This is a genomic window from Micromonospora sp. CA-246542 (genome assembly GCF_050942905.1).
In the GTDB taxonomy this organism is placed as follows: domain Bacteria; phylum Actinomycetota; class Actinomycetes; order Mycobacteriales; family Micromonosporaceae; genus Micromonospora.
In genome coordinates, this window is sequence record NZ_CP192040.1 from 813,066 (window position 1) to 827,904 (window position 14,839).

The window sequence follows — 14,839 nt, forward strand, 5'->3', positions numbered from 1 at the left end:
GCGCTATTGTCGCAGGCCAAAGGCGTCGCGTGCAGACAGGAAGTTGCCCCGTGACCGTACCTGCTCCCGACCCGCGCGAGGTGCGCGATGCGAGCCTGGACGAGCTGTCCCGGCTCGGTCTGCCGCTGCCGCCGGCCCAGTTTCCGCTCGTGTGGGAGCCGGGTGACGCGATCGAGCTGCGTCCCCGGGCCGAGATCGAGGCCCGGATCGCCGTGCTGCACCTCATCCTGGCCCGCTGCTTCGGCATGCCCCCGCAGGCGGCGATGAGCTGGCTGCTCGGCTCGCACCTGGTCGAGATGGTCACCCCACCCGAGTGGCAGTTCGTGATGGGCGGCAAGGGTGACCACCGCTCGTTCGTGCTGCACCACGACGCGCTCTTCGCGCTGGCCTGGGTGCTGGGGTTGAGCAAGCAGCTCGATCCCACCCTCGCGGTGGACGAACGGCTGGTCGAGCGGCTGCCGCACATCGCCGAGGGGGAGACCTTCGGGCGCTGGCAGTCCCGCATCCTCGCCGCGCCGCAGCATCCGGCCGACGCGGCGGCCCTGCTCGACCTGCACTACTGCCTGGACTGGGCGTACCTGGAGTCCGAGCGCAACGGTCGCCCCCTGCCGGGCCTGGTCGACGCCAACGCGATCGGGCAGCGGCGCTGGGCGCTGGAGTGGGCGGTGATCCTGCGCGGGCCGTACCACGACGAGCCGCCCGGCTGGGAAGAGGTCGACCTCTCGACCTGAGGTCAGCGGGGCCGGTAGGCGTCCAGCCGGACCGCCACGGACACCCGGACGGGCTCGGGCAGCGCGGCCAGCCGTTCGGCGAGCGCGGCCGGGTCGGTGTGCCAGGCGCTCGGACCCATCCCGACCAGCGTGGCGATCTCCGGCCGGGTCAGGGTCAGCTCCGCACGGTGCACCGTCGAGCTGACCGGCGTGAAGTGCCCGCCCAGGGTGGCGGTCACCCGGTCGGCCTTGTCCGGGTCCACCCGGAGCAGGTGCAGGGCGTCCACCAACTCGGTGAGGTGCTCGTCGGCGGGCGTCACCACCAGCAGCGTCCCGGCGCGGTCGAGCACGCGGTGGAACTCCGGGCCGTTGCGCGGGGCGAACACGTTCAGCAGCACGGCCGCCGCGCCGTCGGCCAGGGGCAACCGCTGCCAGGTGTCGGCGAGGGCCGCGGCCGCCCGGGGTGCGCCCGTGCCGCGCGTCGCAGCGCCGGCTTGGAGACGTCCAGGGCCAGACCCACGGCGTCCGGCAGCGCCGCCAGCACCGCGCCGAGGTAGCGGCCAGTGCCCGCGCCGGCGTCCACCACCAGGGGGTACGCGCCAGAGCCCGCGGCCGGCTGTTCGGACCGTACCCCGGTGGTTGCGTCCTTTGCTCTGCTTCCCTCCACGCGACAGTGCGGTGCGGAAAGTGTTGCGTCGGTGGAAGCAGAGCAAAGGGCGGGCGGAGCGGCGGCGGCCGAGGTGGGGGCGGGCGGAGCGGCGGCGGTCGGCGGCGCGGAGTCGCGCGCAGGCGCGCGACGGCCTCCGTCGCGGCGGCGGCGAGCGCCGTCGAGATGATGTCGTAGTGGCCGGCGGCCTGGAACTCCGCGCGTGCGGCGACCATCTCGGCGCTGTCGCCGGCGTGCGGCGCGCGACCGGTGAGCAGGTTCACGTAGCCCTGACGCGCGACGTCGAAGGTGTGCCGGCGTGGACAGCGCAGCGCACGGGCATTGCCGGCGGTCGTCTCGGCCAGCGGTTCGCCGCAGACCGGGCAGCTCAGCCGGTCGAGAATGTGCGGGTCCACGTCAGGCCTCCAGACCCCGGCGGGGACGGGGCGCGCGGCTCCGCGCGAGGTGGTCGACGACCCGGTGGGTGAACGCGCCGAGCGCCTCGACCTCGGCCGGGGTGAGCAGGTCGAGGAAGTGCTGCCGGACGGCGGTCACGTGGCCGGGCGCGGCGGCCTCGATGGCGTTCCGGCCGGCCGGGGTGAGCACGACGATCGCGCCGCGGGCGTCGTCCGGGCACTCCTCCCGGGTCACCAGGCCGCGCTGCTGCATCCGGGTCAGGTGGTGCGAGAGTCGACTGCGGGACCAGAGCATCCGGTCCGCCAGTTCGCTGAGACGCAGCCGGCCCTGCGGCGTTTCGGAGAGGTCGGAGAGCACGTCGTAGTCCGGCTCGGACAGACCGGCGTCCTGGGTCAGCTCCCGGGCCAGTTCCAGGTCGAGCAGGCGACGCATCCGGCGGTAGCCCCGCCAGGCGCGGTCCTGGCGTTCGTCCAGCCAGCGGGTCGCTTCCACGCCGCTCACCCTAACGCCTTGGTTGACATGTCATCGAGTCGACTCCTACGGTCGATGACATGTCAACCAAACTGTGGGACCTCTTCGGCGCCCGTGGACGCGGCGTGCTCGTCACCCTGCGCCGCGACGGCCGACCCCAACTGTCGAACCTCGACTACCTGGCCGAACCCGGGCTGATCCGCTGCTCCACCACGGGCGACCGGGCCAAGGTGCGCAACCTGCGCCGTGACCCCCGGGCCAGCTTCCACGTGACCACGCCGGACGGCGGCGCGTACGCGGTCGCCGAGGGAACCGTGACGCTCACCGAGCCGGCAGCGGCAACCGGCGACGCCGAGGTCGACGAACTGGTCGAGGTCTACCGGGGGATCCGCGGCGACCACCCGGACTGGGCGGACTACCGCGCCGCGATGGTGGCCGACGGGCGGGTGGTCCTGCGACTCGCCGTCGACCGCGTCTACGGCTGGCTCGGATGAGCCGGCTGGCGTGGCCGACCCCGACAGGTGACTAGGGTCTGGGCATGGTCGCAACTATCCGGTACGAGGACATCGTCAAGGTCCCGAAGGCGCTGCTGCACGATCATCTCGACGGCGGGCTGCGTCCCGCGACGATCGTCGAGTTGGCGGCCGAGGCGGGGCACGAGCTGCCCACCACCGACCCCGAGGCGCTCGGACGCTGGTTCTCCGAGGCCGCCGACTCGGGGTCGCTGGAACGCTACCTGGAGACGTTCGCGCACACCGTGGCGGTCATGCAGACCGGACCGGCGCTGCGCCGGGTGGCACGCGAGTGCGCGCTGGACCTAGCCGCCGACGGCGTCGTCTACGCCGAGGTCCGCTTCGCTCCCGAGCAGCACCTGGAGCGGGACCTGACCCTGGACGAGGTCGTCGAGGCCGTGCTGGCCGGGTTCGCCGAGGGAACCGCCCAGGCCGTCGAGGCGGGCCTGACCATCCGGGTGGGCACGCTGCTCACCGCCATGCGGCACGCGGCCCGCTCGCAGGAGATCGCCGAGCTGGCCGTACGGCACCGGGACGCCGGCGTGGTCGGCTTCGACATCGCCGGCGCGGAGGCGGGCTTCCCGCCCACCCGCCACCTGGACGCCTTCGAATACCTCCAGCGGGAGAACTTCCACTTCACCATCCACGCCGGTGAGGCGTTCGGGCTGCCGTCGATCTGGCAGGCGATCCAGTGGTGTGGCGCGGACCGGCTCGGTCACGGCGTACGGATCGTGGACGACATCGCCCCGAACGGCACGCTCGGTCGGCTGGCCGCGTACGTCCGGGACAAGCGGATTCCCCTGGAGTTGTGCCCGTCGTCGAACGTGCAGACCGGTGCCGTGGCTTCGATCGCCGAGCACCCGATCGGTCTGCTGCGGGACCTGCGGTTCCGGGCCACCGTCAACACCGACAACCGGCTGATGAGCGGCACGTCCATGTCGCGGGAGATGTCGCTGCTGGTGGAGACGTTCGGTTACGGCTGGCGCGAGTTGCAGTGGTTCACTATCAACGCGATGAAGAGCGCCTTCATCCCGTTCGACGAGCGGCTGCGGATCATCGACGAGGTGATCAAGCCGGCGTACGCCAAGCTGCTGGCCTGATCCTCGTCAGCCGTGCGGGTGGTCCTGCCGGTGGTGGGTGTGGTGGCCGGCGAGTAGTCCGGCCACCCGGCGCAGCACCTCCCGGGCCCGGGCCGCCTCGGCGCCCAGCCCCGTCTGGCGGCGCAGCACCTCGGGTTCGGCCCGCAGCAGGGCCACGCCGCGCCGGACCAGCACCCGGGGCGCCTTGCGCTGCTCGGACAGGTCCCGGGCCAGCCGGCGCAGGAACGTCGCTCCGCGCGGGCGGCGCAACGCGTACGCCCCGGCGAGCAGCCCGCGACGCCGGCACTCCTCGACGATCTCGGCGGCGAAAATCCCTTCGGCCACGAAAAGTGGCGATCCGTCGACATCAAATGGCCGGGTGGCCACCCGTCGATCCGCGCCGATCGCATAAACCGGCACATCGGCACGTCCCTCGCGGGCCAGTCGCGCAATCGTTTCGACGGCCGTCAGAGCGTCCCAGGACTGCGGCGATTCCCAATCGACCTGGCCGTTTCGTCGCGGCAACGTAGGGTCATCGCCGTCTTTGTAGAAGTCGTCAAGGCACAGCACGGGTAAGCCGGTTTGCTGCGCTATGTACGACTTTCCGGAGCCCGAGGGGCCGGCGAGCAGGACAACGCGGTGGGGAAGATCCATTACCTTCAGTTACTCCGGCCAGACGGACTGCTATCAAATCGCATCAACATCTCATCACACTCTCGGCCGGTGACAACCTGGGCTTTCTTCTTGTCGAGCGGCGTGATGGAATCTCGGGGGTCCGACCCGCCGGGTCGGTCGCTGGGCGTTGCCCGGGGCAACGCGTTTCAAGCTGTAATCGCGAGGGCGGTGACGTGAGCAAACGGCCAAAGACGGCGGGCTCCTTCCTGTCGCGACTGCGCCGGCCGGCCAGTCGACTCCGGGACATGCCGATCTGGTCCAAGCTCGGTCTCATCATGATCGTGCCGACCATCGCCACGGTCGTTGTGGGCACCAGTGGTCTCGTCGACCACCTGGACACGCTCAACAATGCCAACCGGGCCGGCGACCTGGCCAATCTGTCGAGCTACTCGGGTGAGCTGGTCGACAAGCTCCAGGACGAGCGGACCTCCGCCGTCCTGCTGCTGCAGGCGACCGGGACGCAGCCGAAGGCGCAGTACCAGGAGGCCTACAACCGGGCGAACAGCCGGGTCGACCAGGCCATGTCCCCCTACCGGCAGCAGCGGGGCGACGTCGAGGACCTGCCGGGCAGCCTCGAGGGCGTGCTCGGCGGCATCGACCAGAGCCTCAAGGACCTGCCGGGCGTCCGCAGCCAGGTGTTCAACGGCAAGCTCAAGCTCGCCGAGGCCGTCCAGGCGTACGAGGGTCTGATCAACGACCTGCTCGCCATCCGGGACTCGGCCACCCAGCTCGCCGGCAACAACGAGCTGAGCGACCGGATGCGGGCCGCGGCGGCGGTCGCCCGGGAGAAGGAGTTCCTCTCGCTCCGGCGGGTCGTCGTGCACCGCGCGCTCGGCGTGCAGGGTGGTCAGCGACTGACCCCGGCGCTGCGCACCGACTACATCGCCAGCGGCACCGGCCAGCAGCAGGCGTTGCAGAGCTTCAAGGCGGTGGCAAGCCCCGACGAGGCGAAGTTCCACGACCAGACCGTCGCCGGCGGTGACCGGCGCGAGGCGCAGAACTACATCGGCTGGATCGACGGCAACACGACCGGCGACATGCGCGGCGCTCCGTTCGGCCCGGACCAGTGGGAATCGGCCATGACGGCCAACGCCAAGCTGATCCGCGCCGTCGAGACGAAGCTCGACGGTGACGTGGTCGCCGAGGCCGACAACATCCGGTCGGACGTCCAGCGCCAGGTGTTCCTGGAGACCGGCCTGCTGCTCAGCATGCTGCTGCTGGCCATCCTCTTCGCGTACCTGGTCGCCCGCTCGATGGCCCGGTCCCTGCGCGAGCTGCGCCAGGGCGCCCTCTCGGTCGCCCAGTACGGCCTGCCGCAGGCGGTGGCCCGACTGCGCGACCCGCAGGTCGTCGGGCAGCTCTCCCCGGTGCAGCTGGCCAACCAGATCGCCGAGCCGCTGCCGGTCCGGAGCAAGGACGAGTTCGGTCAGGTGACCGAGGCGTTCAACGCCGTCCACCTCGAAGCCGTCCGCACGGCCGCCGAGCAGGCGGCGCTGCGCGCCTCCGTCGCGACCATGTTCGTCAACCTGGCCCGTCGTTCGCAGATCCTGGTCGACCGCCTCATCGGGCACCTCGACCGGCTGGAGCGCGGCGAGGAGGACCCGGACCGGCTGGCCGAGCTGTTCCAGCTCGACCACCTGGCCACCCGGATGCGGCGCAACGACGAGAACCTGCTCGTACTCGCCGGCGCCGACTCCACCCGCGTGCAGCGCGAGCCGGCGGCGCTCATCGACGTGCTGCGCGCCGCGCAGTCCGAGGTCGAGCACTACACCCGCATCGAGTTCGGCGTCATCGACCGGGACATCGAGGTCGCGGCGCACGCGGTCAACGACCTCGTGCACCTCGTCGCCGAGCTGTTCGACAACGCCACCGCGTTCTCTCCTCCGGACTCGCAGGTCATGGTCGAGGCCCGCCGGGTCGGTGACCGCGCCTCGCTCTACGTGGAGGACCGCGGTATCGGCATCAGCCGCGAGCAGCTGCACGAGCTCAACGACAAGCTCGCGACGCCGCCCCAGGTGGACGTGGCCGTCTCCCGCATGATGGGCCTGGTCGTGGTCGCCCGCCTGGCGTCGCGGCACGGCGTGCGCGTCGAGCTGCGCCCTGGGTCCGACCGTGGCACGGTCGCCGACGTGACCATGCCCACCTCGGTGCTGGTGCCCCGGGCGCTCTCCGGCCGGGTCCAGCAGCCGCCGGCCCTGCCCGCCGCCGGCCCGCAGTCCACCCCGCCGTCGCCGGTTCTCGGCGCGCTGCCCGCGCTGGGCAACGGGTCGCGCCCCGGCGAGTCCGGCAACCAGGTCACCCTTGGCGGTCGGCCATTCGACCCGGCATCGCGCAACGGTGCCGGTACGCCCGCCAACACCGGCGCGTACCGCTCGATGCCCGCCTGGTCGGACCTGACCGGCGCGAGCGCGACGAACGGCGTCAACGGCGGTGACGGGTTCACCCCGCGCTCGGCCAACGGGCAGTCCATCGACCCACTGCCGCAGCGTCGGGCCGGCGACGAGCCGAACGGCGGTCAGCAGCCGACCATCCCCCGGCAGCTGCCCAGCAGCCCGGAGGCCCGGCCGTACTCCGCGCCGCCGGTCTCCGCCCAGCCGTACTCCGGTGCGCCGGTCTCCTCCTCGCCCGCGTCCGGCCAGCCGTACTCCGGCCAGCCCTACTCGGGTGCGCCGTACGGCGGTCCGCCGGTGTCCGCCGCGCCCGCCTCCGGTCAGCCGTACGGCGGTCCGCCGGTGTCCGCCGCGCCCGTCTCGGCCTCTCCGGCCTCTCCGGCCTCCGGCCAGCCGTACTCGGCGCCCCCGGTCTCCGGCCAGTCGTTCAGCGGCTTCACCCCCGGTCCGCCCCGCCCGCACCGGCGCCCAGCACCCCGGCGCCGCCGGCCTGGCCGCCGGTTCCCGGCGGCGAGCGGGACACGCAGACTCCGCCGGTGCCCGAGCGGCTCGCCGCCGCCCTGGACATGACGACGGAGCTGCCCCGGGTGCCGCGCCCCGGCGAGCAGCCGACCACCGCGGCCCAGCCGCCGGCTCCCGCGCCGCAGGCGTCGCCGCGCGCTCCGCAGGCGCCGCAGGCGTCGCCGCGCGCTCCGCAGGCGCCGCAGGCGTCGCCGCGCGCTCCGCAGGCGCCGTCGATGCCGGCCGCGCCGGCCCAGACGTCGTCGGCCCGCCCGGCACCGCAGCAGCCGCAGGCCCAGAACCGCCAGCGGTACGCGGACGAGACCATGGAGCTGCCGATCTTCCGGGAGCTCGAGTCCGCCTGGTTCCGTACCCGGCGGCCGGGTTCGGAGGAGACCGGCCCCACGCCGTCGACCAACGGCGGCGACGCGACCCAGCAGTTCGCCACGGTCGATGCCACCGGTCGGGCAGTCAAGACACCACCCGGAACGACAGGTAACACACCGATGGCAGACACTCCGACGGCCGGAGGAGCGCCGCGGGACAACGGGTCGACAGCGAACGGTGGCGCACGCCCCGACCTCGCCGAGGGCCTACCGAACCGCCGGCCCCAATCGCCGAGCAACGGCTGGCAGACCGCCGCCGACGACGGCTGGCGTGCCGCCTCGGCAGCGGCCAGCGCGGCGCCGGTGAACGAGACCACCACGACCGGCCTGCCCAAGCGCAAGCCGATGGCGCAGCTGGTGCCGGGCGCGGTGGAGAAGCCCGTCACCTCGGTCCAGCGGCGCTCCCCGGAGGCGGTCCGTGGCCTGCTCTCCGCCTACCATCGGGGCGTGCAGCGAGGGCGTAGCACCTCGGACAACCCGACCAGCCCGGAGGAGACTCCGGGAGGGCAGCAATCCTCGCAGTCTGGCTCAGGCTCAGCGGCCGGGAGCGGGCAGAAGGAGCAAGAAGGATGACAACTACGCAGGATCTTGGTTGGCTGCTGGCCAACTTCGCCGATCGGGTGCCGGGTGTCGCGCACGCGGTCGCCGTCTCGGCGGACGGCCTGCTCCTCGCGTCGTCACGGGACCTGCCGCGGGACCGGGCAGACCAGCTCGCCGCGATCGCGTCCGGTCTGGTCAGCCTGACCCAGGGGGCGGCCCGCTGCTTCGAGGGAGGCGCGGTGCTGCAGACCGTCGTGGAGATGGACAATGGCTTCCTGTTCCTGATGTCCATCTCGGATGGTTCGTCCTTCGCCGTGCTGGCGGCCCGCAGCTCCGATGTCGGGCAGGTCGGCTACGAGATGGCGCTACTGGTCGACCGGGTGGGCGACGCCCTGACCCCGCAGCCGCGCGCGGCCGCGGGCATGCTGGGCTGACGTCTCGCCGATCGTGCGGTCGGCGCAACTGATACGAGAAGAACGACGAGTTCCACCGGTGGGAGCCGGTACGGGGTGCGAAGGAGGTGAGCGGCGACATGTCCGATCGTGACGAACCGACCGGAGCGTTGGTCCGTCCATACGCCGTGACCCGTGGTCGAACCCGTCCCCGGCTCGACATCGCGCTGGAGGCGCTCGTCGAGACGACGGTGCGCGGCCGGGCCACTGCCAATGGCAGCGGCGGCCAGGGCCGCGAACACCAGTACATCGCCGCGCTGTGTGACGGACGCGTGCAATCGCTCGCGGAGATCGCGGCGCGGATGCAGCTGCCGCTCGGTGTGGCCCGGGTGCTCATCGCCGACATGGCGACGGACGGCCTGGTCGCGGTCCACGAGCCGACCATCCTGGACGACTCCGACGACGCGGTGGGCACTGAACTGCTGGAGAGGGTGCTGAGTGGACTTCGCAGGCTCTGACATGTCGCACCGCCCACCGACCCCGAGTGGGCGCGTGACGTCGGCGAAGATCGTTATCGCCGGTGGATTCGGCGTCGGTAAGACGACGCTGGTCGGCTCGGTCTCGGAGATCACGCCGCTGACCACCGAGGCCATCATGACCTCGGCCGGCGTGGGCGTCGACGACACCCGGCAGGTGCCGGGCAAGACGACGACCACGGTGGCCATGGACTTCGGCCGGATCTCGATCGACCGTGACCTGATCCTGTACCTGTTCGGTACGCCGGGTCAGACCCGATTCTGGTTCATGTGGGACGAACTGGTGCGGGGTGCGATCGGTGCGGTCGTGCTGGTGGATACCCGCCGGTTGGCCGACTGCTTCGCGGCGATCGACTTCTTCGAGCACCGGCGGCTGCCGTACCTGGTGGCCATCAACTGCTTCGACGGGATGCAGTACCACGACCCGCAGGACGTCCGGGACGCCTTGGCGATCTCGAGCGACGTGCCGGTGGTGGCCTGCGACGCCCGTAACCGGGAGTCGACGAAGCACGTGCTGATCTCGCTCGTCGAGTACGTGCTCACCATGCGTCGTACCCGCGCCGTCGCCCCGGCCTGACCGGGAGGCTTCCGCGCCCGGTGGTGGCCCTGGCCGCCACCGGGCGTCGAGTGCGCCCTGAAGCGGGGGCCACCTGCTACCTCGCGCCCTTTGCTCTGCTTCAGCGGAGGAAACACCGAGTGTCCGGCTACCGGACGTCAGGTGTTTCCTGGGTTGAAGCAGAGCAAAGGGCTATTCGCATACCCCGTCCGCCCGCTGAGGTAGCCCATGAGCGGTTGCGTCGCTACCGACCTGCCGCTGCGCCAGCCCTCGCGGTTCCAGCCCCGCACAGCGGCGTTGAGCACTGTGCCGCCCCCGGGTGACGCGTGGGGCGTGCTGGCAGACGTGTTCCGCCCTCCGCCTGACGGCGGAGGGCGGAACGTGACTCAGATGTCAGTGACGCTCAGGACTGGTAGCCGGCCGAACGGTACTCGTACTCGCGGTCGTCGTCGCGGTCCCCGTGGTCGCGGCTGAAGTCCCAACCACCGGCGGCCTCGCGGCCAGGACGACCGCCCACGGCGAACCCGCCGATCTCCTGACCACGACGCCAGCCACGGAAGTAGCCGGTGGTGTTCTCCGCGAGGCTCGCCGCGTCCCGCACGATCCGGAGTGGACGCTCCTCGCGCAGCGGGGAACCCGGGACCAGGTTGGCCTGCGGAACGCGCTTCGGCAGGCCGGCGTTGGTCTCGGCGCCGACCGCGGGGCGGGCGGCCTGCTCGGCGGCCTGCCATCCGGTGTCGGCGGTGGTCGACCAGTCCAGGTCGGACTCGTCCTCGCCGTGGCCCACGAACCAGGCGGACTTGGCCTGCGCGAAGATCAGCAGGTCGCCGTCACCCTCGTCGGCGACCGGCGGCGGCCGGTGCTCGACCGGGGCGGCGGCCGGTGCTCGGTGGCCCGCTCGACGAGCGGTGCCGGACGGCTGTTGCGGTTGGCCTGCTCACGGTCGACCAGCCGCAACGGCGGAGTGTCCAGGCGAGGCTCGCCCGAGGGCGGGTTGAGCCCTTCCCGCAGCGCCCGGTCGGCCAGCGGCGGCGGCTCGACCAGCCGCAGCATGGGAGGCTCCTGGGGCAGGTCGTCGGCCAGCCAGGGTGGCGTGACCCGCCCGTCGGCCCGACCCGGGTCCGTCGGGGCTTCGACGCCACGGCTGTTGCCGTACGGGTAGGCGACCGGGTTGTTCGGCGAGCTGTCGGCCGGGTCCTCCGGGTTGTTGACCAGAGGCCAGTTCGCCCGGGAGCCCGGCGGCGCGGACAACTCCTGCTCCGGCCGGGGAGCGGGCACCGGGATGCTGAGGTCGGTGACGCTGAACCCACCGGTGGGTGGGTCCTGGACCGACGGCCGCTGCGGGTGGCTCTGCCGTTCGCCGTTGGTCTTCGGGCGGGGCGGGATGACCGTGCGCTGCCGTTCGGCGCGAGCGCTGTTGATGGCGGCGGTGGTCAGCGTGGGCCGGAACGGCTCGCCCGCCTCAGCCGGTGGCACCGCGCCGCGCTGGGCCGGCGCGATCGGGGTGATTCCCGGTGGCGGGGGCGGGGGCGACGAAACCGGCCGGTTGGTCGGGCCGTCGATCCGGCTCGGGAGTGGTTCGGCACGACCGGGTGGCGCGGACACCGGCGGGCCGGCCACGGCGGCCGGTGCGACCGGGGCGGGCGCGACCGGTGGCGGGGTGACCGGAGCGGGTGCGACCGGCGGCGGGCCGAGGGGTCGAGGCGAGGCCAGGGGAGTTGCCCGGGGCGGGCTCCGGCCGGCTGCGTCGGCCACCGACGGGCGTGGGCTCGGCGGGGGTGGGGGTCGGTCGGACGGGACGCAGGCCGGTGCCCGCGCCCGTGCCGGCGAGACCGGTCAGCTCGCCGACGGTTTCGCCGCGTCGGGCGGCGGCCCGGCGGCCGGGCGCCGGCGCGGGGGTGCTGACGCGGGCGCTGAGCGCGCTCACCAGCGCCTCGCAGCCCGCGTCGCAGGCCCGTACGGAGGCGACGGCCTGCCGGACCGTCTCGGCCACGGCGGAGGTGAGCGCCCGGTTGACGGCGGCGCGACGTGGCGTCTCCGAGATGGCGACCCGCAGCGCGGTGACCGCTTCGTTGATCTCCTCGGCGTCGGCGACCCCGTCCGCCGCGAGGTGAGCGGCGATGGCGTCCGCGGCGACGGAGACCTCGCGGCCACGGGCGATGGTGCCGCCGAGCATGCCGGGCTCGGGCAGTGCGTCCAGCACGGCCAGCGACACCGGTTCGGCCGGGTCCGGGTACGCGCGCAGCGCCGCCGGATACAGCTCCCGCAGCACCTCGCGCAGCGCTACGGCGGCGGAGTGCCGCCCACTGGCCAGGGCGGCGTGGGCGGCGAGTACCTGCTTGTAGCCGGCGAGGTCCCGGGGAGCCGGCAGTGTGACGGCGGAGAGAGCGCCGGCCTGCAACGCGCGGGCCAGGCCGACGGCCCGGCGCTCGGCCGGGGGTGACTGCATCTCCTCCAGGGAGTCGTCGTCGGCGAAGCGCTCGGCGAAGTCGTCCACCGAGTCGTCGTCGGCGATCGCCAGGGGCCGACCCGCCGCGCTCAACAGCGAGGTGACCGTGTGGTCGTCGCTGTCGGCGGCGATGGCCGCACCGCTCGGCCCGCCCGACCGCTCCACGAGCAGCGCGACGAGCTGGGCGTAGCCAGCCGCGTCGTCGCCGATCTCGCAGACATGCAGCAGACGGCCTGCGTCGTCGACCACAGCGGACGTCAGCGTCGAGCCGGCCGAGGCCGGTCGGTCAGCCGGATCCGCCGAGGCCAGACCGCAGTACACGCGCACGAGCGCCACGGCGTCGTCCTCCCTCCGGGACAGGTCTTCCTACTGCCAGCAACTGATGCTCCCCGGTACGGGTCAGTCGCGCCAGTCCACCACCGCAGAGATCTTGCCGACAATGGTGCGCCAACCCAAACTCGCGGTTTGTGCCCCGATCTTCTTCAGCCGTCGCCGGCCCATGAAGGCGCCGATGCCGCCGTTGGCCGTGGCGCGGAGCGCCTCGTCCAGGTCGTCGAGGCTGGAGCCGGCGGAGAGCATGTCCAGGACCGCAGGCAGGCGCAACGCGTACGACAGGTCGCGGGCGACCTCGCCGGCCTCGATCAGCAGGGTCGAGTCCCAGGTGTCGTGGCCGCCCCGCAGGTTCTCCACGACGAGGTCGAGTTCGTAGGTGTCCTCGTCGAGCGGCACGATGTCGGCCGGCTCCACCCGTTCGGACAATTCATTCCAGCTGTCCAGTTGGGACAGATCGTTGGGCGCGCCGGATCGGACGAAACTGACCAGCGACTCGGGGGTCTTGAACAGCAGCAGCTTGCCCCGGTGACTGAGGAAGACGGGCACCTCCTCGTCGTCCGCCTCGTCGGCGGCGTCCTCGTCCTCGTCCTCGTCGACGGTCGCGTCGGTGTCCGCGTCGGCGTCGCCGTCGCGGCGACGACGCGAGGACTTCTCCTCCTCGTCGGCGTCGGCGAACTCCTCGGCCAGCTCCTCGTCGAGGATGACGACCGTCTCGTCGTCCTCGTCCTCGATGACCTGGCGGCGGGCGAGGAACGGGTCGTCCTGGTCGCGCTCGGTCACGTCGGTCGGGGTCAGCGAGCCGGCCGTCCGGTAGGCGCGCAGCGTGAAGCCGGTACCCGCCGGTAGCGCGATCTCCACCGGGTCGATCCGCAGCTCTTCCCAGAGCGACCTGTCGACGGCCGCGCGGGGGGTGTCGTCGGCCTCGTCGGCCTCGTCTGGCTCGGCCGGGCCGGTGGTGTCGTCGAGCTCGGGCTCGTCGGCGTCGGGCCGTTGGGGCGACTGGCGGGCCACGCTGACCTCCGTGTGCTTCGGGTTGCCCACCCACCGGGGTCTCCGACCGGCGAGTGACTCTGGGCACATACCCTAGTCGGCGACTCGGGAAGCCCGGAGCCCGCACCCCGGTGCCCGGCCGAGGAACGTCTCGTACCTGCGGGTGCGCGATGGTGGCGGACCGGCCGCCGGACAAGTAGCGTAGCTACGCATGAAGGCCCAGTCGCTGCACGGTCACCTCGACGCCCTTCTGCTCGCCGTCCTCGAACAGGGGGCGCTGCACGGCTACGCCATCATCGAGTCCCTGCGGGCGCGCAGCGACGGCAGCCTCGACCTGCCCACCGGCACGATCTATCCGGCGCTGCGCAGGCTGGAGCGGGCCGGGCACGTGGCGAGCACCTGGAGCACCGTCAACGGTCGGGAGCGGCGGACGTACCAGCTCACCGACTCCGGCCGCCGCGCGCTGGCCGGGGAGCGGGCCGGGTGGCAGGAGTTCCGGGTGACGGTCGGTCGGTTCCTCGACCCCGACGGCCCGCCCGTCACCCCCGCCTGAGCGGCGACCGGGTCAGCGGGCGGTGGCCCGCACCCAGCCGCGCGCCGCGCGGCTCAGCGAGAAGTTCGCCGCACCCACCACCACCATGCCGACGATCATCGGCGGCCAGGTCAGCGCCGCGTCCCACAGGTCGATCGACCACACGAAGAGGGCGCCGCCGGCCGCCATACCGAGGGCCAGCGTGCCGGTCAGGCCGATGCCCACCGCTCGCTGCGCCACCGCCAGGTGAGGTCGTGACGACCGCGCGCTCGCCGAGATCACCAGCAGACCGGTCACCGCGAGCAGCAGCCCGCCGACCCAGATCCAGTCGACCGAGGCGGACAGCAGCCGGTAGGCCGCGGGCGGTTGCGGACCGGCGCTCCAGCTCGACCCGCGCCACGTGAGGTCGCCGGCGGCCACCAGGACCCCGGCCACGGCCAGCATCCGCAGGGAGAGGCCGCGCAGAGCGGCCACCGCCAGCTCCGCCTGCCAGGAGGGCAACACCTGCGCCGGCGCGCCGAACTCGGCCACCGCCCGGCGCTGCGCCTCCGTGGGCGGCACGCCCCTTTCGCGGTACGCGTCGACGGCGTCCAGCAGGTCGGAACGCGCCTCGGTCAACAGCTCGGACTTCAACCGCGCCGGGCCCTGCAACCGGGAGCCCAGGTCCCGCAGGTGCTCCTCGACCAGGAAGTCGTTCGCATGCCGCATGCCACCACCCTGCCAC

General features: G+C 72.8%; 11 protein-coding genes and 3 pseudogenes. 8 read left to right on the forward strand and 6 right to left on the reverse strand.

All coding sequences use genetic code 11. The features are described from left to right. Positions 1-50: 50 nt before the first annotated feature. Positions 51-731: a DUF4272 domain-containing protein gene (locus ACQP0N_RS03945; RefSeq protein ID WP_355048943.1), complete on the forward strand. Its 681-nt coding sequence runs from the start codon at positions 51-53 to the stop codon at positions 729-731. A gap of 2 nt (positions 732-733) precedes the next feature. Here ACQP0N_RS03945 and ACQP0N_RS03950 read toward each other — a convergent pair. Both ACQP0N_RS03950 and ACQP0N_RS03955 read right to left on the reverse strand, forming a co-directional pair. Further along, positions 734-1,772: pseudogene (locus tag ACQP0N_RS03950) on the reverse strand (putative RNA methyltransferase). Between the two features lies 1 nt (position 1,773). Beyond that, positions 1,774-2,265, reverse strand: coding sequence for a MarR family winged helix-turn-helix transcriptional regulator (locus tag ACQP0N_RS03955; RefSeq protein WP_433117626.1), 492 nt, complete (start codon positions 2,263-2,265; stop codon positions 1,774-1,776). A 59-nt stretch (positions 2,266-2,324) separates the two neighbouring features. Between ACQP0N_RS03955 and ACQP0N_RS03960 the strand changes: the two genes are divergently transcribed. Then, a complete protein-coding gene (locus ACQP0N_RS03960) occupies positions 2,325-2,738 on the forward strand; it encodes a PPOX class F420-dependent oxidoreductase (protein WP_355048940.1) in 414 nt (137 codons plus the stop codon). Positions 2,739-2,782: 44 nt separating this feature from the next. Beyond that, positions 2,783-3,856, forward strand: coding sequence for an adenosine deaminase (locus tag ACQP0N_RS03965; RefSeq protein ID WP_355048939.1), 1,074 nt, complete (start codon positions 2,783-2,785; stop codon positions 3,854-3,856). A gap of 6 nt (positions 3,857-3,862) precedes the next feature. On the opposite strand, the gene ACQP0N_RS03970 is transcribed toward ACQP0N_RS03965, so the two are convergent. Continuing rightward, entirely contained in the window at positions 3,863-4,180 is a 318-nt protein-coding gene (locus ACQP0N_RS03970) for a hypothetical protein (RefSeq protein ID WP_355048938.1), read from the reverse strand. A 503-nt stretch (positions 4,181-4,683) separates the two neighbouring features. On the opposite strand from ACQP0N_RS03970, the pseudogene ACQP0N_RS03975 reads away from it, so the two are divergent. The 4 genes and pseudogenes from ACQP0N_RS03975 (at position 4,684) to ACQP0N_RS03990 (ending at position 9,832) form a co-directional block, all read left to right on the forward strand. Further along, a pseudogene (locus tag ACQP0N_RS03975) lies at positions 4,684-8,360 on the forward strand (nitrate- and nitrite sensing domain-containing protein). Then, complete coding sequence (locus ACQP0N_RS03980) at positions 8,357-8,761, forward strand: roadblock/LC7 domain-containing protein (protein WP_007455462.1); 405 nt, start codon at positions 8,357-8,359, stop codon at positions 8,759-8,761. The pseudogene ACQP0N_RS03975 and the gene ACQP0N_RS03980 overlap by 4 nt, the downstream one beginning before the upstream one ends. A 98-nt stretch (positions 8,762-8,859) precedes the next feature. Further along, positions 8,860-9,237 (forward strand): DUF742 domain-containing protein, encoded by a 378-nt coding sequence (locus ACQP0N_RS03985; RefSeq protein ID WP_355049313.1) that lies wholly within the window; start codon positions 8,860-8,862, stop codon positions 9,235-9,237. A gap of 1 nt (position 9,238) precedes the next feature. Beyond that, positions 9,239-9,832 carry a GTP-binding protein gene (locus ACQP0N_RS03990; protein ID WP_334628720.1) on the forward strand — a complete coding sequence of 198 codons (594 nt, stop codon included), beginning with the start codon at positions 9,239-9,241 and terminating at the stop codon, positions 9,830-9,832. 382 nt (positions 9,833-10,214) lie between these two features. Here ACQP0N_RS03990 and ACQP0N_RS03995 read toward each other — a convergent pair. Both ACQP0N_RS03995 and ACQP0N_RS04000 read right to left on the reverse strand, forming a co-directional pair. Then, a pseudogene (locus ACQP0N_RS03995) lies at positions 10,215-12,596 on the reverse strand (transposase). A gap of 63 nt (positions 12,597-12,659) precedes the next feature. Continuing rightward, complete coding sequence (locus ACQP0N_RS04000) at positions 12,660-13,634, reverse strand: DNA primase (protein WP_433117630.1); 975 nt, start codon at positions 13,632-13,634, stop codon at positions 12,660-12,662. A gap of 160 nt (positions 13,635-13,794) precedes the next feature. Here ACQP0N_RS04000 and ACQP0N_RS04005 point away from each other — a divergent pair, with 160 nt between their 5' ends. Further along, positions 13,795-14,136 (forward strand): PadR family transcriptional regulator, encoded by a 342-nt coding sequence (locus tag ACQP0N_RS04005; protein WP_433117632.1) that lies wholly within the window; start codon positions 13,795-13,797, stop codon positions 14,134-14,136. A 12-nt stretch (positions 14,137-14,148) separates the two neighbouring features. Here ACQP0N_RS04005 and ACQP0N_RS04010 read toward each other — a convergent pair whose 3' ends face one another. Further along, the gene (locus tag ACQP0N_RS04010) at positions 14,149-14,823 is read right to left on the reverse strand and encodes a permease prefix domain 1-containing protein (protein WP_433117634.1); all 675 of its coding nucleotides are present in this window, start codon (positions 14,821-14,823) and stop codon (positions 14,149-14,151) included. Between the last annotated feature and the right edge of the window lie 16 nt (positions 14,824-14,839).

Coding starts and splice junctions, on each gene's coding strand:
- ACQP0N_RS03960 (WP_355048940.1), top strand. CDS start 2,325: ATGTCAACCAAACTGTGGGACCTCTTCGGCGCCCGTGGACGCGGCGTG.
- ACQP0N_RS03965 (WP_355048939.1), top strand. CDS start 2,783: ATGGTCGCAACTATCCGGTACGAGGACATCGTCAAGGTCCCGAAGGCG.
- ACQP0N_RS03980 (WP_007455462.1), top strand. CDS start 8,357: ATGACAACTACGCAGGATCTTGGTTGGCTGCTGGCCAACTTCGCCGAT.
- ACQP0N_RS03985 (WP_355049313.1), top strand. CDS start 8,860: ATGTCCGATCGTGACGAACCGACCGGAGCGTTGGTCCGTCCATACGCC.
- ACQP0N_RS03990 (WP_334628720.1), top strand. CDS start 9,239: ATGTCGCACCGCCCACCGACCCCGAGTGGGCGCGTGACGTCGGCGAAG.
- ACQP0N_RS04005 (WP_433117632.1), top strand. CDS start 13,795: ATGAAGGCCCAGTCGCTGCACGGTCACCTCGACGCCCTTCTGCTCGCC.
- ACQP0N_RS04010 (WP_433117634.1), bottom strand. CDS start 14,823: ATGCGGCATGCGAACGACTTCCTGGTCGAGGAGCACCTGCGGGACCTG.